The sequence below is a fragment of the Aeromicrobium sp. Leaf272 genome, assembly GCF_001422865.1.
Lineage (GTDB): Bacteria > Actinomycetota > Actinomycetes > Propionibacteriales > Nocardioidaceae > Aeromicrobium.
Genome location: NZ_LMMY01000014.1, coordinates 411,661 through 430,279 on the forward strand (window position 1 = coordinate 411,661; position 18,619 = coordinate 430,279).

16 protein-coding genes are annotated in these 18,619 nt (G+C 71.5%); 11 read left to right on the top strand and 5 right to left on the bottom strand.

The features are described 5' to 3' along the window. Positions 1 to 112 precede the first annotated feature (112 nt). Entirely contained in the window at positions 113 to 808 is a 696-nt protein-coding gene (locus tag ASF38_RS14865) for a DUF305 domain-containing protein (protein WP_056576987.1), read from the top strand. Between the two features lie 77 nt (positions 809 to 885). Continuing rightward, positions 886 to 1,308, top strand: coding sequence for a VOC family protein (locus ASF38_RS14870; protein ID WP_056554257.1), 423 nt, complete (start codon positions 886 to 888; stop codon positions 1,306 to 1,308). Between the two features lie 75 nt (positions 1,309 to 1,383). Here ASF38_RS14870 and ASF38_RS14875 read toward each other — a convergent pair whose 3' ends face one another. Next, a complete protein-coding gene (locus ASF38_RS14875) occupies positions 1,384 to 1,695 on the bottom strand; it encodes a hypothetical protein (protein ID WP_056576990.1) in 312 nt (103 codons plus the stop codon). 100 nt (positions 1,696 to 1,795) lie between these two features. On the opposite strand from ASF38_RS14875, the gene miaB reads away from it, so the two are divergent. Continuing rightward, the gene (miaB, locus tag ASF38_RS14880; protein ID WP_056576992.1) at positions 1,796 to 3,304 is read left to right on the top strand and encodes a tRNA (N6-isopentenyl adenosine(37)-C2)-methylthiotransferase MiaB; all 1,509 of its coding nucleotides are present in this window, start codon (positions 1,796 to 1,798) and stop codon (positions 3,302 to 3,304) included. A 126-nt stretch (positions 3,305 to 3,430) separates the two neighbouring features. Here the strand turns inward: miaB and ASF38_RS14885 are convergent, their stop codons facing one another. Beyond that, on the bottom strand, positions 3,431 to 5,509 hold the full coding sequence (locus tag ASF38_RS14885; protein WP_056554265.1) for a YhgE/Pip domain-containing protein: 2,079 nt from the start codon (positions 5,507 to 5,509) through the stop codon (positions 3,431 to 3,433). Then, entirely contained in the window at positions 5,509 to 8,409 is a 2,901-nt protein-coding gene (locus tag ASF38_RS14890) for an MMPL family transporter (protein ID WP_056576996.1), read from the bottom strand. The genes ASF38_RS14885 and ASF38_RS14890 overlap by 1 nt, the downstream gene beginning before the upstream one ends. A 51-nt stretch (positions 8,410 to 8,460) precedes the next feature. Here ASF38_RS14890 and ASF38_RS14895 point away from each other — a divergent pair, with 51 nt between their 5' ends. Together ASF38_RS14895 and ASF38_RS14900 are read left to right on the top strand one after the other, a co-directional pair. Next, the gene (locus ASF38_RS14895) at positions 8,461 to 9,099 is read left to right on the top strand and encodes a TetR/AcrR family transcriptional regulator (RefSeq protein ID WP_162237363.1); all 639 of its coding nucleotides are present in this window, start codon (positions 8,461 to 8,463) and stop codon (positions 9,097 to 9,099) included. A 46-nt stretch (positions 9,100 to 9,145) separates the two neighbouring features. Then, entirely contained in the window at positions 9,146 to 9,712 is a 567-nt protein-coding gene (locus tag ASF38_RS14900) for an HhH-GPD-type base excision DNA repair protein (protein WP_055967569.1), read from the top strand. Between the two features lie 27 nt (positions 9,713 to 9,739). Here the strand turns inward: ASF38_RS14900 and ASF38_RS14905 are convergent, their stop codons facing one another. Then, complete coding sequence (locus ASF38_RS14905; RefSeq protein WP_056577002.1) at positions 9,740 to 10,309, bottom strand: hypothetical protein; 570 nt, start codon at positions 10,307 to 10,309, stop codon at positions 9,740 to 9,742. A gap of 64 nt (positions 10,310 to 10,373) precedes the next feature. On the opposite strand from ASF38_RS14905, the gene ASF38_RS14910 reads away from it, so the two are divergent. Beyond that, positions 10,374 to 11,054, top strand: coding sequence for a hypothetical protein (locus ASF38_RS14910; RefSeq protein ID WP_056577004.1), 681 nt, complete (start codon positions 10,374 to 10,376; stop codon positions 11,052 to 11,054). Positions 11,055 to 11,061: 7 nt separating this feature from the next. Here ASF38_RS14910 and ASF38_RS14915 read toward each other — a convergent pair whose 3' ends face one another. Next, positions 11,062 to 11,310 (bottom strand): antitoxin, encoded by a 249-nt coding sequence (locus ASF38_RS14915; RefSeq protein ID WP_055967578.1) that lies wholly within the window; start codon positions 11,308 to 11,310, stop codon positions 11,062 to 11,064. Positions 11,311 to 11,376: 66 nt separating this feature from the next. On the opposite strand from ASF38_RS14915, the gene miaA reads away from it, so the two are divergent. From miaA to ASF38_RS14940, 5 genes are all read left to right on the top strand, one after another. Next, positions 11,377 to 12,333, top strand: coding sequence for a tRNA (adenosine(37)-N6)-dimethylallyltransferase MiaA (gene miaA / locus ASF38_RS14920; protein ID WP_056577007.1), 957 nt, complete (start codon positions 11,377 to 11,379; stop codon positions 12,331 to 12,333). A gap of 9 nt (positions 12,334 to 12,342) precedes the next feature. After that, positions 12,343 to 13,173: a diaminopimelate epimerase gene (dapF, locus tag ASF38_RS14925; RefSeq protein WP_056577010.1), complete on the top strand. Its 831-nt coding sequence runs from the start codon at positions 12,343 to 12,345 to the stop codon at positions 13,171 to 13,173. Next, complete coding sequence (gene hflX / locus ASF38_RS14930; RefSeq protein ID WP_055967586.1) at positions 13,170 to 14,591, top strand: GTPase HflX; 1,422 nt, start codon at positions 13,170 to 13,172, stop codon at positions 14,589 to 14,591. The genes dapF and hflX overlap by 4 nt, the downstream gene beginning before the upstream one ends. An 81-nt stretch (positions 14,592 to 14,672) precedes the next feature. Beyond that, on the top strand, positions 14,673 to 16,616 hold the full coding sequence (locus ASF38_RS14935) for an ATP-dependent DNA helicase (RefSeq protein ID WP_056577012.1): 1,944 nt from the start codon (positions 14,673 to 14,675) through the stop codon (positions 16,614 to 16,616). A 121-nt stretch (positions 16,617 to 16,737) separates the two neighbouring features. Further along, positions 16,738 to 18,591, top strand: coding sequence for a carboxypeptidase-like regulatory domain-containing protein (locus ASF38_RS14940; RefSeq protein WP_162237364.1), 1,854 nt, complete (start codon positions 16,738 to 16,740; stop codon positions 18,589 to 18,591). The last annotated feature ends 28 nt before the right edge of the window (positions 18,592 to 18,619 follow it).

The following is an 18,619-nucleotide window of genomic DNA, read 5'->3' on the forward strand; positions in this document are numbered from 1 at the left end:
TTCCCCCGAAGTGTGGCTATCCTCGCTGAAAGCCGTCATGACGACAAGGGCGACGCGCGGACTCGTTCGTGACGTTCCCGTGACGGCGACACTTCGGGGGAAGGAACCACGTATGCGTCGTCGGAGTCCCACGTTCGGCCGCGGAGCAGCCGCCGTGCTCGTGGCCGTTGCCGTGCTCGCCACCGGGTGCTCCGGGGACGATCCGTCGCGCAAGGTCGACGGCACGATCATCCAGCCCGGCATGCCGGGGGAGGACTCCGAGGAGCTCGACGAGGCCCCGGAGATCGAGCGGGCGCGGGCCAACGACGCCGACATCGAGTTCGTGCAGATGATGATCCCGCACCACGCCCAGGCGCTCGAGATGGCGCAGCTCGCCCCGAGGGCCGGGGGCAGCAAGGCGGTGCGCACGATGGCGGACCGCATCGACGGCGCCCAGCGTCCCGAGATCGTCTACATGGCGGGCTGGCTGACCGACCAGGGTCTCGACGCGCCCACGAAGGAGCAGATCGAGGGCGGCAACATCCCGATGGGCCGCCACGGTGGGCACGGGTCGCACGGCGGCGACGTGCACGAGATGGCCGGCATGGCCAGCGAGGCACAGATGGCCGCTCTCGCGAGGGCGAAGGGTGCGCAGTTCGACCGCCAGTTCCTCGAGCTGATGGTCATGCACCACCAGGGCGCCATCGAGATGGTCGGCGACGTCGTCCGTCAGGGTGCGGACCTGCAGGTCAACGAGCTGGCCACGAGCATCGCGGCCGACCAGACTGCCGAGATCGACCGGATGCGTCAGCTCCTCGCCGACCTCTGAGCGGGTCGACTCGGCCTGCGAGGGAGCAGGGGACGTGTGAGCGTGGAGGCACACCCCACCGCACCCGAGGAGACCCCGTGCCGATCGCCGCCACCGACTACGCCCACGTCCGCCTGACCGTCCGCGACATCGACGCCTCGCGCCGCTTCTACGACTCCGTCTTCGGCTTCGACGTGGCGTTCGAGCTCCCGGAGAACCCGGACGAGGAGACCCGCGAGCAGCTGGCGTTCCTCTTCGGCGGCGTGATCTACCAGTTCCCCGGCGGTCTCCTCGGCCTGCGTCCCGTGGCTCCGGGGCACGACTCCTTCGACGAGGACCGCACCGGCCTCGACCACCTCAGCTTCGCCGTCGCGGACCGCGCCGCCCTCGATGACGCCGTCGCGGTGCTCGACGACCTCGGCATCGATCACGAGGACGTCAAGGACCTCGGCGGCCAACTGATCCTGGAGTTCCGCGACCCCGACGGCATCGCCCTGGAGATCACTGCCCCTGCAGCCTGACGGCGGCCCCGGCTGATGGGCTGGTTGGGTGCTCTCACGGCATCGACCAGGCCGCGGGTTTGAAACCGCGGACGACTACTCAGGCTTCCGGGCGGCCCACGTGCCGACGATGCCGGCGGTCATGAGGAACGAGAGGCCGACGAGGCCGAACCCGACCAGGGTGACGGCACCAAGGCGTGGCTCGTCGTCGAGTGTGATCTGCAGGCTCGAGGAGTAGGCGGCCGACGTCTCGTCGTTCGTCGTCTCGGTGCCGGAGGGCGGGTAGGCGTACCAGCCGAACGGCTCGGCCTCGTCGGCGTCGGACGAGCTCTGCCCGACCGCCACCACGACGAATCCGGCGACGGCCAGTGCTGCAGCGACGAGCAGCAGACGCTTGAGACGACCCATGGCGCCATGGTGCCGCAGATGCGCCGGTCGTTCCGCCGAACGCACGGGACGGCTCGGTGCGGGACGAGGTGCGGTGCCCGCCGCGTAGACTCGTGCGGTCATGACTGCAGCGACGTCGCCAGGGGCGAAGACCTACGAGGTGCGCACCTACGGGTGCCAGATGAACGTGCACGACAGCGAGCGGCTGTCGGGCCTGCTGGAGACGGCGGGCTACGAGAAGGCCGGTGACGGTGCGGGCATCCCTGACCTCCTGGTCTTCAACACCTGCGCCGTGCGTGAGAACGCCGACAACAAGCTCTACGGCAACCTCGGGCACGCCGCGAGCCTCAAGGCCAAGAACCCCGGCATGCAGGTGGCGGTCGGAGGCTGCCTGGCGCAGAAGGACCGCACCACCATCACCGACAAGGCGCCGTGGGTCGACGTCGTGTTCGGCACCCACAACATCGGGTCGCTCCCGGTGCTGCTCGAGCGCGCACGCGTGCAGGAGGAGTCCCAGGTCGAGATCCTCGAGTCGCTCGAGGTCTTCCCGTCCACGCTGCCGACCAAGCGGGACTCCGTGTTCGCCGCCTGGGTCTCGATCAGCGTCGGGTGCAACAACACGTGCACGTTCTGCATCGTCCCCGCCCTGCGCGGCAAGGAGAAGGACCGTCGGCCCGGCGACATCCTCGCCGAGGTGCAGGCGCTGGTCGACGACGGTGTCGTCGAGGTGACGCTGCTGGGCCAGAACGTGAACGCCTACGGCGTCGAGTTCGGCGACCGCCAGGCCTTCGCCAAGCTGCTGCGCGCGTGCGGCGAGATCGAGGGCCTCGAGCGCGTGCGCTTCACCAGCCCCCACCCGAAGGACTTCACCGACGACGTCATCGCCGCCATGGCCGAGACGCCCAACGTGATGCCGCAGCTGCACATGCCGCTGCAGTCCGGCTCGGACCGCGTCCTCAAGGCGATGCGTCGCTCCTACCGCCAGGAGAAGTACCTCGGCATCCTCGACCGGGTCCGTGAGGCGATGCCCGAGGCCGCGATCACGACCGACATCATCGTCGGCTTCCCCGGCGAGACGGAGGACGACTTCCAGCACACGCTCGACGTCGTCCGTCAGGCCCGGTTCTCCAGCGCCTTCACGTTCCAGTACTCCCAGCGCCCCGGCACGCCCGCGGCGATGCTGCCCGACCAGCTGCCGAAGGAAGTCGTGCAGGAGCGGTACATGCGCCTGGCGGCCCTCGTCGAGGAGACGTCGTGGGCGGAGAACCAACGGCTCGAGGGTCGCACCGTCGAGCTCCTCGTCTCCGACCACAGCGCCGCCGGTGGCCGCAAGGACCACGAGACCAAGCGCCTCACCGGCCGCGCGCGCGACAACCGCCTCGTGCACTTCGTCCCCGGCGACCACGCCGTGCGCCCCGGCGACCTGGTGGAGGTCACGGTCACGCACGCCGCCCCGCACCACCTCGTCAGCGACGCCGAGCCGGTGTCGTACCGGCGCACGCGCGCGGGCGACGCGTGGGAGGCCCGTCAGGGCCGCACCGAGGTGCGCCCCGCCGTCTCCCTCGGCATGCCCGCCGTGGGCGTACCGGCCCCGCTCCCGGTCGCCGACGCACCCGCCTGCGCCCGCTGACCCCTCCGGCACTCCCGCCCCGAGATTCCCAGGTCGACCTGGGAATCTCCCACGGCGCACGAAGACCTCAGCCGCGCACGGGTCGCAACCCGTGCGCGGCTGAGATCACCGTGCCTCGCGGACCGGTCAGACCTGCAGGGTCGGGTGCAGTCTCGTGATCGAGACCCGCTGCCGCCGCCTCGCCGCCAGCGCCGTGGCACCCAGGGCCAGCAGTGCGAAGACCACGAGGACGAACGCGTCGAACGCGACGCCCTGCGTCCCACCGGCGGTGGCCGCCCGGATCCCGTGGACCGCATAGGTCATCGGGAGCAAGGAGTGCAGGAACCCGAAGAACGACGGTGAGGTCTCGATCGGGTACGTGCCGCCCGCGGCCGTGAGCTGCAGGCAGACGAAGACGATCGCGAGGAATCGTCCAGCCCCGCCGAACCAGGCGATGAACGTCTGGTTGATGGCCGTGAAGACCAGACCGGTGAGCACGGCGAGACCGAGCAGGAGCCACGGCTGCGAGGCCCCGACGCCGACGACCCCGAGCAGCACGCCCACCAGCAGCACGGCCTGCACGAGCGACAGCGCGGCGCCGGGCACGAACCCGGCCAGGGCCGTGCGCACGCTGCCGGCGGCCGAGGCGACGGCACGCGCCGAGAGCGGCCGCAGGAGCAGGTAGATCGACATCGCACCGACCCACAGCGCCAGGGCCATGAAGTAGGGCGCGAGTCCCTCGCCGTAGGACGAGACCTTGTTCAGACGGTCAGCTGCGTCGGTCACCGGCGTGGCCGCGGTCTTGGCCAGCTGGTCGCGCTCGTCCTCGGTGTAGTCCGGGACCTGCTCGCTGCCGTCGCTGAGCCCCGACTGCAGCTCCAGTGCACCGTCGCGCAGCGCGCCCGCGCCGTCGGCCAGCTGGTTGGCCCCGTCGGTGAGCTGGCCGGCTCCGTCGGCCAGGCGATCGGCACCGGTGGCGGCATCGTCGGCGCCGTCGGCCAGCTGGGAGGTGCCGGAGCGAAGTCGGTCGGCGCCGTCGGCGGCGTCACCGATCGCCCCGACGAGGGCAGGAACGTTGTCGGCGAGCTCGCGGTTGCCGTCGGCCACCTGGCGAGCGCCCCGGCTCAGTGCCGCCGACTGCTCCCCGATCGTCCCTGCCTGCCCGACGAGTCCGTCGAGCTGGGTGCGCGCCGTGGCGGCGGAGTCGGCCGCGGCGTCGAGGTCCGAGCACTGCGCGGCGGGTGCACCGCTCTCGCGGCACGTGGTGGCCGCGTCGCGCAGGCTCTGCTCCAGCGTCCCGAGGCGCTGGTCGATCTCGTCGGTGCTGCCGGAGATGGCACCCGCCACCTGCTGCACGATCCGGTCGAACCCGGCGACGCCGGTGGCCACCTGCTCGGCACCGTCGGCGAGCCGTTCGGTCTGGCCGGGCAGGGGAGCCGTGCGGTCCTCGAGCTCTCCGAGACCGCCCGCCAGCTGTCCGACGCCGTCGTCCAGCTGGTTCGCCCCGGTGGCGAGCCGACGCGTGCCGTCCGCCAGCGTCGTGGCCCCGTCGGCCAGCTGTGCCGTGCCGTCGCTCAGCTGGTTCGCGCCGTCGGTCAGCTCTCCGGCGCCGTCGGCCAGCTGCCCGGCGCCGTCGGCGGCCTCCTCCAGGGACGCCTTGATGTCGGTGAACCCGAGGTAGAGGTTGCCGAGGTACGTCTCGGTCACCTGGGCGTTGAGCGACGACTTGGCGGCGTCGAGGATGCGGTCGGCGATCTGGCCGTTGACGAAGTTCACGGCGTCGTTGGTCTTGAGGTCGAGCCGACCCTGCACCGCCGCGGACGGGTCCCCGCTCGTGGAGGTGGCCGCCTTCGACAGGTCCTTCGGGATGGTCAGCACGGCCTTGTACGTGCCGTCCGCCAGCCCGGCCCGGGCGTCGGCCGCGTCGGTGAGCAGCCAGTCGTAGTTGTTCCTCGAGTCGTCACCGATGAGGTTCGCGGCCAGCTCGCGGCCGACGGCGACGGGCTGCTTCTCACCGTCCTGACCGGCCACCTCGATCATCTCGTCCTCGTTTACGACGGCGGCCTGGACGTTGTCGAGCCGACCGGTGGGGTCGAGGTTGGCCCAGATGTAGAGGGCGCCGTAGAACAGCGGCACGATCGCCACCGCGAGCACGGCGGCGCGGGTGATCCGGCTGCGGCGGAACCGCGCGAGCTCGAACCAGGGCAGGGACGGGGAGGGGAACATCAGATCATCAGCTCATCGAGGGTGCGACGGGTGTCGAGCTCCAGCAGGTGGAGCCGCGGGGACGGTGTCGAGGAGTTCTGGGCCGGGGCGGACGATGCGGCCTGGACGCCCGCGACGAGCGCGGTCGACCGGTGCTCCAGGAGCTGGGCGAGCGTGGACCACAGCAGGTCGATGTGCTCGGTGGCGCGCAGGTCGTCGGCGTCGTCGACGACCACGACCTGCGGGTCGGCCAGCAGCGCCAGCACGACCCCGAGCGTCTTGCGCTCCAGGCGGGTCAGCTCGGATACCAGCCTCGTGCCGGCCACCTCCTGGAAGGGCAGGCCCGCCTCGTCGTGGGCCGCCTCCAGCGCGCGGTTCATCGAGTTCCGCACGGGTGTCACCTTCGACCGCGAGACCCACAGCCCGAACGTGCGGATGGAGAGCCGCTCGGCGATGTGCTGGTCCACGGTCAGGTTGGGGTCGAGGTCGTTCACGTCGCGGAACTCGGCGAGGGCCACGGCCTCGCGGACGGCCGGCGACTCCTGCGGGAGCAGGTGCCCGGCCACGCGCAGCCGACCCTCGTCGAAGGCCATGCGGCCCGCGATCGTGAGCAGCAGGGCGGTCTTGCCGCTGCCGCTGGGGCCGTGCACGACCAGCCAGTCGCCGGCCGGCACCTCGAGGGTGACGTCGTTGTAGACGAAGCCTTCCGGCGTCTGCAGCGTCAGCCCGGCAGCGGAGACGGCCGCGGTGGAGTCGCGACGAGGCCAGGACTCCAGCTCGACCCTGCGGTGCAGGGCCTCGCCCTCGACGTCGACGTGGGGGAGGACCTTCGCGAGCCGCGCAGGCATCCACCACGCCCGGTCGCCGGCGTAGCGCATGACCGCCGGGGCGAAGAGCATGCGCACGAGGAAGGCGTCGGCGAACACACCGATGGCCAGCGCGAACGCGATCGGCTTGATGTTCACGTCGCCCTCGGGCACGAAGGCGGCGAACACGGCCAGCATGATCACCGCCGCGGCCGTGACCACACGTGAACTGCCCACGAAGCCGTCGATGATCGCGCGGTCGGCGTCGCCGGTGCGCACGTACTCCTCCTTCATGCGCGACATGAGGAAGACCTCGTAGTCCATGGACAGGCCGAACAGCACCGCCATCAGCAGGATCGGCAGGAAGGAGATGAGCGGACCGGTCTGGTCGAGGTGCACCAGGTCGGCGAACCAGCCCCACTGGAACACCGCGACCACGGCCCCGAACGCTGCACCGGTGGACAGGATGAAGCCCAAGGTCGCCTTGACCGGCACGAGGACCGAGCGGAACACCACCATGAGGAGCAGCACCGACAGACCCACCACGAGGACGCCGAAGGGCAGCAGCGCACCCTGCAGGCGCTCGGAGACGTCGATGCCGACGGCGGTCAGACCGGTGACGGCGACGTCGACGCCGTGCTCCTTCTCCCAGCGCGGCGCCTCCGCACGGATGCGGTCCACGAGGTCCGCCGTGGCGGCGTCGGCCGGTCCGGTCGACGGGATCACCTGCACCACGGCGGTGTCGGCGGTCCGGTTGGGCGTGGCCAGGCCGATCTGCTCGACGCCCGGCGTGGCGCGCAGGTCCTTCTCGACGTCGGCCACGACGCCGAGCGGGTCGCGCGAGGTGATGACGTCGAGGGTCACGAGCAGCGGCCCGTTGTACCCCGGCCCGAAGTACTCGTCGACCAGGTCGTAGGAGTCGCGCTGCGGCGTGCCGACCGGCTCGGTGCCGTTGTCGGGCAGGGCCAGCTGCAGGTCCTTCACGGGCAGGGTGGCGATGGCGAGGATGCCGACCACGAGCACCATGGCCACGGCCGGGAACTTGGTGGTCAGCAGGACCCAGCGTCGGGAGAACCCGCCCGGGGGACGCTCGCCCTCCTTCGCCTTGAGGCGGTCGCCGGCGCGGCCGAGCAGCGCGGGGAGCAGGGTGAGCGCCACGGCGACCGCGACGGCCACGGCCAGCGCCCCGCCGATGCCCATGACGGTGAGGAAGGGGATGCGTGCCACGGCGAGGCCCACGAGCGCGATCATGACGGTCACGCCGGCGAAGACCACGGCGGAGCCGGCGGTGGCGACGGACCGGGCGGCCGCCTCCTCCGCGGGCACGCCCTCGCTCATCAGCTCGCGGTGCCGCGACAGGATGAACAGGGCGTAGTCGATGCCGACGGCGAGCCCGATCATGAGCGCCAGGAGGGGAGCGGTCGACGAGACCGACAAGAAGCCCGTGGCCGTCCAGATGAGCTCCATCGACACGATCACGCCCACGAGGGCGGTGATGATCGGCAGGAACGCCGCACGCCACGACCGGAACATCCGGTAGAGCACGAAGAGCGCGACGACGACGCCGATGATCTCGATGATCGAGAGCTTGGGCCCGGTGTTGGAGAAGGCGTCACCGCCGAAGGCCACCGTGTAGCCGGAGTCCTCCAGGCTCGAGCCGGTGTCCTGCAGGTCGGTCTTCAGCTTCTCGGTCACGTTCTCGAAGCCGCCGGAGAGCTGGACCTGCACCTGGGCCGCGCGGTCGTCCTTGGAGATCGAGGCGTCGCGGGCCATCTCGTCGTACGGCGAGGTCACGTCGGTGACGCCGTCCACGCGCTCGAGGTCGGAGACGGTCCGCTCCACGAGGGCACGTGACCGCTCGGAGTCGATGGAGGTGCCGTCGGGCGCCACGACCACGACGTAGGCGGACAGGCCGGCCAGCTCGGGGAAGGTGCGGCCGAGGTCGGCGAAGGCGTCGTTGGCCTCCGAGCCGGGGATGTCGAACTCGTCGCGCGTGCCGTCGCCGAGGGTGAGGGCGGCGCCGGCGCCGATCATCACCACGAGGATCCACGCGAGCAGGACGCGCGTGTGGTGGACGAACGAGCGGCGCCCCAGCTCGTAGAGGTACGTGGACATGAGAGCAACGATACGTTTCTGTATCCGATACAGCAATGTATCCTGAGTGTCGTGTCCACCACGTCTGCCTCGAGCCCGGATCCCGTGTCGCGCCGCCGCGCCGCCACGCGTGAGCGTCTGCTCGACGCCGCGCGCACGCTCCTGGTCCGCGAGGGTCTGCAGGGTGTCTCGGTGGAGCGGCTGTGTGAGGAGGCCGGCTACACCCGCGGCGCGTTCTACTCCAACTTCGACTCGAAGAACGATCTCGTCGTCGCCCTGGTCATGCGCGAGAAGGAGGCCATCCTCCGGACCCTGAAGGAGGCGGCCGACCCCTCCACGCTCGCGGGACTGCAGCCGGAGGAAGCCGCCGGCGCGATCCTCGAGCGCTTCGTGCTGCTGCAGCCGCCGGACCTCGACATGTTCCTGCTCCATCTCGAGCTGCAGACGCGCGGACTGCGCGGCGACGTCGGCGGCGACGTGTTCGTCGGCTGGTGGCACGAGGTCATCGACGGCATCTCCGACGTCCTCACCGTCGCGCTCGAGGCGGTGGGACTGCGCCTCACCCTCGACGTCAAGGACGTCAGCGTGATCCTCATGGGCATGTGGGACGCCATGGTGCTGAGCTCGCTCGTCGACGACCGTCCGGTCGACATCGACACGCTGCGCACGACCCTGCCGCGGATGCTCCTCGCCCTCACCGAGCCGGTCTGACCCGCCACGCCCCGTCGCGGTCCGCTCGACCTGGGATGATGGGTGCATGGTGACGATCGCGCAGGACCCCGCAGCCGACCGCGTGCTCAGCGACGACCCGTTCGCGCTGCTCGTAGGGATGCTGCTCGACCAGCAGTACCCGATGGAGCACGCGTTCCGCGGGCCGGCCAAGATCCTCGAGCGCTTCGGCACGCTCGACCCCGCCGCCATCGCCGACGCCGAGCCCGACGCCTTCGCCGACCTCTGCGCCACCCCGCCGGCGATCCACCGCTACGGCCGGTCCATGGCCGGGCGCGTGCAGGCGCTCGCCAAGGTCGTGGTCGACGAGTACGACGGCGACGCCTCGCGCATCTGGTCCGACGTCGGCAGCGCGCCGGTGCTCATGAAGCGGCTCACCGCGCTCCCGGGCTACGGCGAGCAGAAGGCGAAGATCTTCACGGCCCTGCTGGCCAAGCAACTCGACGTGAAGCCGCGGGGCTGGACGAAGGCCTCGGGCGACTACGCCAAGAAGGGCTACCGCTCGGTCGCCGACGTCGTGGACGCCGACTCGCTGCAGAAGGTCCGGCAGTTCAAGAAGGCCAAGAAGGCCGAGGCCAAGGCCGCTCAGGCCTAGGCGCGGGCACGCTCGAGCGCTGCGGCGTCAGACGTCCTGGTCTCCGGCGGAGAACGGGTCGACCAGCACGTCGGGCACGCGGCAGGTGCCCTCGGCGGCGCGGTCCATCCGCTCGACGACCGGACGGTCGTCGGGTCCGGTGGGCACGCGGAAGGTCGCGTCGAAGCCGGTGCTCACCTGACGGGCGTAGCGGTCACGGGCACGCAGGAGGCTGTCCCAGTCCTCGAGCCACGCGTCCAGGGGGCGGTCGGACCGACGGTCGGACGCGTCGATGCGGCGCACCGTGTCGATCATCCGCTCGACCGCGAGGTTCTGGTCGGCCAGCACGGCGGCCTGTCGTCGCGGCGGCCCACCGACCCGGAGTCCGTCCACGGTCGACGTCATGATCGCGCAGGCGATGGTGACGACGCCGGTCACCTCGGGGTCGTCGAGGTAGCCGCGCTCGTCCTCCTCGAGGGAGTGCAGCAGGGAGAACGTGGCGGCCGCAGCCACGGCGAGCGCCACCAGCGGTGCCAGGAGAGCCATCCACCGCCACCCGGGAGACACCGGCGGCAGGTCGTACCGCCACGCGTCCTCGTCGGGCAGGTAGGCGGGCACCAGGTCATGGTGCCACGGGGGCGCTCGTCCGGCGGGTCGAGCGCGCACCGCCTACGCTCGCCCCGTGCCCAGCGTCGTGTTCTGCCCCTGCTCACCCCTGGTCGCCGCAGGTGCTCTGGTCGGTGACGTCAGCGAGATGGACGCGGTGCGGGTCGAGGCGCTCGCGGCCGTCCGCAGGCTCGTCGACGACGCCCCGGCCCGCGTGCTCGTGGTCGGGTGCGAGGCACCGCCGGCTCCGGCGGACGAGCGAGCCGGTGGCTCGCTGGCGCCGCACGGGATCGACGTGACCGCAGGCGGCCCCGACGGCGGGCTCGGGCTGGCCCACACCGTCGGTGCGTGGCTGCTCGACGAAGCAGGCTGGACGGGCTCGCGCGTGTACGTGCACGAGGTTCACGCGTCCGACCTCGACGACTCCGCCGTGCTCGTCATGGCCGACGGCTCGGCCAGGCGCTCCGAGCGGGCGCCCGGACACCTCGACGACCGGGCCGAGCCGTTCGACGCCACGATCGCCGCGGCACTGGCCGATGGTGACGCCGATGCGCTGGGCGGCATCGACCTCGAGCTCGCGGACTCGTTGCTGTGCGCAGGTGCACCGGCATGGCGAACGGTGGGCGACGCCGTGTCCGCTCGACTGCACGCCACCGAGGGTGCGCCGGTCGACGGCTCAGGGGTCGAGGCTCGCCTGCACCTCGACGACGCGCCGCTCGGCGTCGGCTGGTTCGTCGCCGAGTGGAACGTCTCCTAGCGCAGGCTCAGGCGCGGCCGCGGGGTCCGGCTGGTCCGCCGCCCCGGTCCTCCTCGGCGAGCTTGTCGGCGGCGTCCTTCGCCTTGCCGGCCGCGCCGTCGATCTTTCCGGTGTACTTGCCCTTGGTCGCCTTGTCGGCGAGACCGGCGGCCTTGTCGATGCCCTGGTCGATCTTGTCGTTCTGGGTCTTCGCCAGCTCGGCGGCCTTCGCCTTGAGCTCGGGGGCGTTCTTCTTCAGCTTGTCCAGGAAGCCCATCAGATCTCTCCTCGGTCCAGGGGCGCACTGCCCCGCTTGCCCCGAGGCTACTGAAAGACTCCACGGGTGAGCAGCCTCGATCGCATCGTGGTCGTCGTCGGTCCGACGGCGTCGGGCAAGTCGGCGCTGGCGGTCGACCTGGCGCTCGCCCTCGGTGGCGAGGTGGTGAACGCCGACGCCGTGCAGCTGTTCCGTGGCATGGACATCGGCAGCGCGAAGGTCACCGAGGCCGAGCGGCGCGGCGTCCCGCACCACCTGCTCGACGTGCTCGACGTGCACGAGCCGACGTCGGTGGCGACCTTCCAGCGCGACGCCCGCGCCACGATCGAGGACTGTCTGCGTCGTGGCGTGACGCCGGTGCTCGTCGGCGGGTCGTCGCTGTACGTGAGGGCCGTGATCGACGACTTCGAGTTCCCCGGCACGGACCCCGAGGTGCGCGAGCGCTACCAGCGTCGGCTCGAGACCGAGGGGGCCGAGGCGTTGCACGCCGAGCTGCGGCGGGTGGCTCCCGAGGCTGCCGACCAGGTGCTCCCCTCGAACGGCCGCCGGCTCGTGCGCGCGCTGGAGGTCACCGAGATGACCGGCCGACAGTTCGTCGCGAGTCTTCCGGCTCACCGCTCGATCTACCGACACGTGACCCTGCTCGGCCTCGACGTCCCGCGTCCGGTGCTCGACGAGCGCATCGCGCGTCGGGTCGATGCCATGTGGGAGCAAGGACTCGTCGAGGAGGTGCGCGGCCTGCTCGATGCCGGGATCGACGGCTCGCCCACGGCGTCGCGCTCCATCGGCTACCAGCAGGTGCTCGCGCTGCTGCGTGGGGAGGCGAGCGACGAGGAGGCCCGCGCCGAGACCGTGCGGGGCACCCGTGCGTTCGCCCGGCGACAGGACCGGATGTTCCACCAGGACCCGCGGGTGCACTGGCTGCCCCACGACGAGCCCGACCTGCTGGCCCGCGCGCTGGACCACGTGGCACGGGGTGGGGAGCCCGGCGACGCCGCGGATCCGTCGGGCCCGCGGCCGTAGACTGGTGTCATGACTTTCCCCTGGCTCAAGGGGCACGGCACCGAGAACGACTTCGTCCTGCTCCCCGACCACGACGGCACGGTGCACGGCGACCTCGATCCCGCGTTCGTGGCGGCGCTGTGCGCGCGACGCACCGGCATCGGCGCCGACGGCGTGCTCCGTGTGGTGCGGTCGGCCGCGCTCGACGAGCCCCAGGCCGCCGCCAGCGCAGGGGAGTGGTTCATGGACTACCGCAACGCCGACGGCACCGTCAGCGAGATGTGCGGCAACGGCGTCCGCGTGTTCGCCCGGCACCTGCTCGACGAAGGACTCGTGCCCGGGGGCGAGCCGGTCGTGGTCGGCACCCGCGACGGCGACAAGATCGTCACGCTCGACGGCGACGACTACGTCGTCGACATGGGCGGCGCGACGTTCGTCGAGGGCAGCAAGGTCGTCGTCGACGGGCGCGCCTGGGAGGCCGTCGGCGTCCGCACCGGCAACCCGCACGCCGTCGCCTTCGTCGACCGGCTCGACGACGCGGGCTCCCTGCTCACCGAGCCCGAGTACGACTCGCGGGTGTACCCCGACGGCGTGAACATCGAGTTCGTCGACGTCCGCGGTGACCACCACATCGCGATGCGGGTGCACGAGCGCGGCTCCGGCGAGACGCGATCCTGCGGCACCGGTGCTTGTGCTGCAGCCGTCGCGACCGCCTCGGTGCAGGCCGACACCCTGCCCACGACCTATCGCGTGGACGTGCCCGGCGGCACGGTCCGCGTCACCTGGACCGCGGACGGCCGCGTGCTGCTGGCCGGTCCCGCCGAGATCGTCGCCCGTGGCGACATGGAATGGATGGCATGAGTCGATCTACCCCCACCCCCGGACCCGACGTCGACGCGGAGTCGCAGCGGGCCACCGAGGGCGCCCACGAGGGGCTCGAGCTGGCGGAGCGCCAGTCGCTGCGCCGCGTCGCCGGTCTGCGCACCGAGCTCGAGGACATCACCGAGGTCGAGTACCGGCAGCTGCGGCTCGAGCGCGTCGTCCTCGTGGGTGTGTGGACGGACGGGTCGGCCGAGGACGCCGAGAACTCCCTGGCCGAGCTCAAGCTGCTCGCCGAGACCGCGGGCTCCGAGGTGCTCGACGCGCTGCTCCAGCGTCGTCAGCGACCCGACGCGGCCACCTTCATCGGCAGCGGCAAGGTCGAGGAGCTCACGGCGGCGGTGCAGGCCACCGGCGCCGACACGATCATCTGCGACGGCGAGCTCGCCCCCAGTCAGCTGCGCAACCTCGAGGACCGCACCAAGGTCAAGGTCGTCGACCGCACCGCCCTGATCCTCGACATCTTCGCCCAGCACGCGAAGTCGGCGGAGGGCAAGGCGCAGGTCGAGCTGGCCCAGCTGCAGTACCAGACCCAGCGTCTGCGCGGCTGGGGTGGCAACCTGTCGCGCCAGGCCGGTGGCCGTGCCGCCGGCGGTGAGGGCATCGGTGGCCGTGGCCCCGGTGAGACCAAGCTCGAGACCGACCGCCGCCGCATCCAGGCCAAGATGGCCAAGCTGCGCCGTGAGCTCAAGGCGCTGCGCACCACGCGTGACATCAAGAAGGCCCAGCGTCGGCGCAACGCCGTGCCCGCCGTCGTCATCGCCGGCTACACCAACGCGGGCAAGTCGAGCCTGCTCAACCGGCTCACCGGCGCCGGCGTGCTCGTCGAGGACGCCCTGTTCGCCACCCTCGACCCCACCACCCGCAAGACCCAGGCCAGCGACGGACGTGTGTACACGATGTCCGACACCGTCGGCTTCGTGCGCCACCTGCCGCACCAGCTCGTCGAGGCGTTCCGCTCCACGCTGGAGGAGGTGGCCGAGTCCGACCTGGTGCTCCACGTCGTCGACGCGTCCCATCCCGACCCCGAGGGGCAGATCGCTGCGGTGCGCGAGGTGTTCGCCGAGATCGACGCGACCGGTGTCCCGGAGATCATCGTGCTCAACAAGGCCGACGCCGCCGACCCGATGATGGTCAAGCAGCTGCTCGCCCGCGAGCCGCACGCGGTCCTGGTGAGTGCCCGCACGGGCCAGGGCATCGACGAGCTGCTCGCGGCGGTCGAGGCGGACCTGCCTCGCCCGGTGGCCCGGGTGGACGTCGTGGTGCCCTACGACCGGGGCGACCTGCTCAGCCTCGTGCACCAGACCGGCGAGATCGAGACCCTCGACCACGCGTCCGACGGCACGCACCTCGTCGCCCGCGTCTCCGACGAGCTCGCGCACCAGCTCAACGAGCTCTGAGGCCGGGCGACGCCGGCGCCGGCGCACTCGGCTGTGGACGGGGGCCGGACCGGCGCGGGGCGTCCGTCTAGGCTCGCCACCATGTCCGACAGCCCCTCCGCCGAGCCCAGCGTCCGCGAGGTCCTGCACGCCGCGGTCGGCGCCCTCGGCGGCACGGAACGCCCAGGTCAGGTGGCCATGGCGGAGGCCGTCGCCGAGTCCCTCGGCTCGGGTCGACACCTGCTGGTCCAGGCCGGGACGGGCACCGGCAAGTCGCTCGGCTACCTCGTGCCCAGCCTGCTCCACCAGGACCGCGTGGTGGTCTCCACCGCGACGCTCGGACTGCAGCACCAGCTCGTCCAACGTGACCTCCCGGCCCTGGTCGCGGGTGCACGCGAGGCCATGGGCACCACGCCGTCGTACGCCGTCGTGAAGGGTCGCGCCAACTACGCCTGCCTGCACCGCGTGCGCGAGGGCGTGCCCGACGAGCAGGGTGCTCTCGTCGACCTGCCCGAGGGAAGCCTCGGCGCAGAGGTGCTGGCGCTGCGCGAGTGGGCCGAGGACCTTGCGGGCAAGCCGGGAAGTGGCGACGGTGCGCACGGCGACCGTGAGTCCGCGCCGTCGCACACCGATCGCGCCTGGCGGCAGGTCAGTGTCAACCACCGCGAGTGCGTGGGTGCCACGCGCTGCCCGCACGCCGCGGAGTGCTTCGCGGAGCTGGCCCGCGAGTCCGCCCAGCACGCCGATGTCGTCGTCACCAACCACGCGCTCCTGGCCATCGACGCGATCGACGGCGTGCCGATGCTCCCCGAGTACGACGCCGTGGTGGTCGACGAGGCGCACGAGCTCGCCGCCCGCGTCACGCAGGCCGCCACGTCCGACCTCGACCCGGCGGGCATCGAGCGCGCCGCCCGGCGCGCCCGCCCCCACACCGACGGAGAGACCGACGACCTCAACGAGGCTGCCGACGCCCTGGCGGCCGCCCTGGCCCGCGTCGACGTCGGCCGCATCGACGTGTTCGACGACGAGCTGGCCGAGGCGCTCGCGCGGGTCCGCGACATGGCCCGCGCCTGCCTGTCCGCCTTCCCGCGAGAGAAGTCCGACGGCGAGGCCGACGCCTCCCGCCAGCAGGCGAAGGCCGGGCTCGAGGAGGTGCGTCTCGTCGCCGACCGCATGGCGAGCCTGCGCGAGACGGAGGTGCTGTGGCTCTCCGACACCCGCGGTCCGGTGCTTCACGTCGCTCCGGTCGACGTCTCGGCCAGCCTGCGCGACAAGCTCTTCGAGGAGAAGACGGTGGTGCTCACGAGCGCCACGCTCACCGTCGGCGGTGGATTCGACCCCGTCGCCGCGGCCGTCGGGCTCCGCCCCGGGGACACCGAGGTGTGGACCGGTCTCGACGTCGGCTCACCGTTCGACTACCGACGCCAGGGCATCCTCTACGTCGCCAAGCACCTGCCGCCGCCGGGTCGCGACGGCATCACCGATGCCCAGCTCGACGAGATCGCCGCCCTGCTGGAGTCCGCGGGTGGCCGGACGCTGGGGCTGTTCTCGTCGCGACGTGCGGCGGAGGCCGCAGCCGAGGGGGTGCGCACGCGCCTTACCGACCACGAGATCCTCTGCCAGGGCGACGCACAGCTGTCCGAGCTGACGCGGCGCTTCGCCGAGGAGGAGCGCACCAGCCTGTTCGGCACGCTCAGCCTGTGGCAGGGCATCGACCTGCCGGGCGACACCTGCCGGCTCGTGATCATCGACCGGGTCCCGTTCCCGCGGCCCGACGACCCGCTCATGAGCGCACGGCAGCGTCTGGTCGAGAAGCGCGGCGGCAACGGGTTCATGACCGTGGCGGCCAGCCATGCCGCACTGCTCCTGGCGCAGGGGTCCGGGCGGCTGATCCGACGCACCACCGACCGGGGCGTCGTGGCCGTGCTCGACCCCCGACTCGTCACGGCACGCTACGGGTCGTTCCTCGCCGCCTCGCTGCCTCCGCTGTGGCGCACGACCGACCGCGACGCCGTGCTCGGGGCGCTCCGTCGGCTCGACGACTGACGACGCGTCGGCCGTTCGCCCAGATGGCAACCGCAGACGGTCCGGGCGGGGTACGCTGAGCCGTCATTCCCACGTATGAAGGGCTCGGGGCTCCATGCGCCGTCTTGCCGCGTCTGTCGCGTTGATCGTCAGTTCCACCCTCGTCGTGGCGGTGCCGTCGACGGCCCAGGCCGCCACCGGTCTGGAGGTCCGCTCCAACGTCGTGGCCGTGGAGCGCCCTGACTCCACGGGTCACCACCCCCTCTACCTCTACGCCGTCTGCAAGGGTTCCAAGACCTGCTCGGGCACGGCCACGCTGGTGCAGGACGGTCTGGCCAAGACCACGTCGTACTCGATCAAGGGTGGCAAGAGCGGCTACCTGAAGGCCTACTGGAACAAGGCGGCGGCCCAGCCCACCGAGCTCGGCAAGGTCGACGCGTTCAAGCGGACCTTCACCTGGACCCCCAAGGGTGCGTCCAAGAAGAGCAAGTCGATCTGGCTCGAGCCGCGCATCTACAGCCGTCGGATCCAGGGCCAGGTTCGTGGTCCCGCGTCGTCGCGCATCAAGGACCTGCAGGTCTCCAAGTGGGTCGTCAGCGGCCTGCGCAGCAGCCGGGTCAGCACGGCGCCCGTCGGCTCCGACGGGCGCTTCGACATCGGCTCCTCGGCCCTCGGCCGCAACAACAGTCCCGGTGCGGCCTACCGCCTGAGCGTCTCGGCCGTGGTCGACGGCACCGAGCGCGAGTGGTTCTGGCGGGGGAGCACCACAGGGTCCGGCTTCGCCGACGGCGGTGGCGGCTGGATCCGCGACGCCGCCGTCGTGCGTGTGCAGAAGGCCGGCGACTTCCAGGCGGACTTCGCCTACGGCACGGTCAGCGGGCGCCTCACGGGCACCGGCTCGGCGGGTGCGGACGTCCGCGTGCTCACCCCGCCGCCGTCCTACCCGAGCCGTTCGTCGGACCGGCGCGGTCTCGACGTGCCCTACTGCGCCAACGAGTTCGGGCGCGTGCGCACCGACGACGCCGGCCGCTACTCGGTCACGTTCGTCCCGCGCCCCGACGCGGTGCGGTACCGCTACATGGTCGACTTCGAGCCGGCCGGCGCACTGCGCGGCGCCGTGATCATCTCTGACGGCAACGTCGTCGACAGCTGCCAGGCCGCCATCAAGTACACGCGGGACATGTCCGACCTGCTCGGCTTCCCCTCGGGATCCGAGACGCTCCCGGTGGGCGACGTGAGCACGTCGGCGGACCAGCGCAGCCTCACGATCAACGGCAACACGCTGAAGGGTGGCTCGGTCCACGACCGCTGGACCACGCTGCGCGAGTACTCCGTGGGCCGCAAGATCCTCGAGTCGCCGATCGTGGCCGAGGGCTACGCCAACAGCAGCGGCAACAAGACGTTCGCCGCGCGCCCCGGCAAGTACTGGGTGGAGGTGGGTCGCCGGACCAGCTGCTCGGCCTGGTATCCCAGCATCTACTCCAACAACTACCTGTACCACAAGGGTGGCGAGCGAGGCAGTGAGCGCTGGAAGACCGTGGGTGGCAGCGTGCCGGAGTACTCCACGTCCTACCGCTACGGCTACGTGAAGCGGAACCCCCCGAAGGGCTACAAGGGCTGGATGTACCGCGACGTGTGCAAGGCCGTGGGCGCGGGCAAGTACGTGCTGATCACGGTGGGTGCGGGCGACCGGACGGTCGACGTCACGAACCCCCGCGGCGGCACCATCTCCGGGCGGGTCACCCGTGTGGGCGGCAAGTCCAACAAGGAGATGCTCGTGACCGCGTACTCCACCGACGGCAAGAAGGTGCTGCGCTCGGCCTACAGCAGCCGCAGCGGTGGCTTCGTGATCCGCGGCCTGGCGAGCGGCTCCTACAAGATCGTCGTGAACGCGGACTCCTGGCGCGGCATCAGCCGCTCGTTCTCCGGCAAGAAGTCGGTGAAGGCCAAGGCGGGCAAGAACGTCTCGGCCGGCACGCTGCGCTTCAAGGGCTGACGACGGAACCGGGCTACCAGGCCCGGGC

Excerpts from the sequence above, each read along its gene's own strand:
- ASF38_RS14900 (WP_055967569.1), top strand. The coding sequence starts at position 9,146 with ATGGTGACGATCGCGCAGGACCCCGCAGCCGACCGCGTGCTCAGCGAC.
- dapF (WP_056577010.1), top strand. The coding sequence starts at position 12,343 with ATGACTTTCCCCTGGCTCAAGGGGCACGGCACCGAGAACGACTTCGTC.
- ASF38_RS14935 (WP_056577012.1), top strand. The coding sequence starts at position 14,673 with ATGTCCGACAGCCCCTCCGCCGAGCCCAGCGTCCGCGAGGTCCTGCAC.
- hflX (WP_055967586.1), top strand. The coding sequence starts at position 13,170 with ATGAGTCGATCTACCCCCACCCCCGGACCCGACGTCGACGCGGAGTCG.
- ASF38_RS14915 (WP_055967578.1), bottom strand. The coding sequence starts at position 11,310 with ATGGGCTTCCTGGACAAGCTGAAGAAGAACGCCCCCGAGCTCAAGGCG.
- ASF38_RS14865 (WP_056576987.1), top strand. The coding sequence starts at position 113 with ATGCGTCGTCGGAGTCCCACGTTCGGCCGCGGAGCAGCCGCCGTGCTC.
- ASF38_RS14890 (WP_056576996.1), bottom strand. The coding sequence starts at position 8,409 with ATGTCCACGTACCTCTACGAGCTGGGGCGCCGCTCGTTCGTCCACCAC.
- ASF38_RS14885 (WP_056554265.1), bottom strand. The coding sequence starts at position 5,509 with ATGTTCCCCTCCCCGTCCCTGCCCTGGTTCGAGCTCGCGCGGTTCCGC.
- ASF38_RS14875 (WP_056576990.1), bottom strand. The coding sequence starts at position 1,695 with ATGGGTCGTCTCAAGCGTCTGCTGCTCGTCGCTGCAGCACTGGCCGTC.
- miaB (WP_056576992.1), top strand. The coding sequence starts at position 1,796 with ATGACTGCAGCGACGTCGCCAGGGGCGAAGACCTACGAGGTGCGCACC.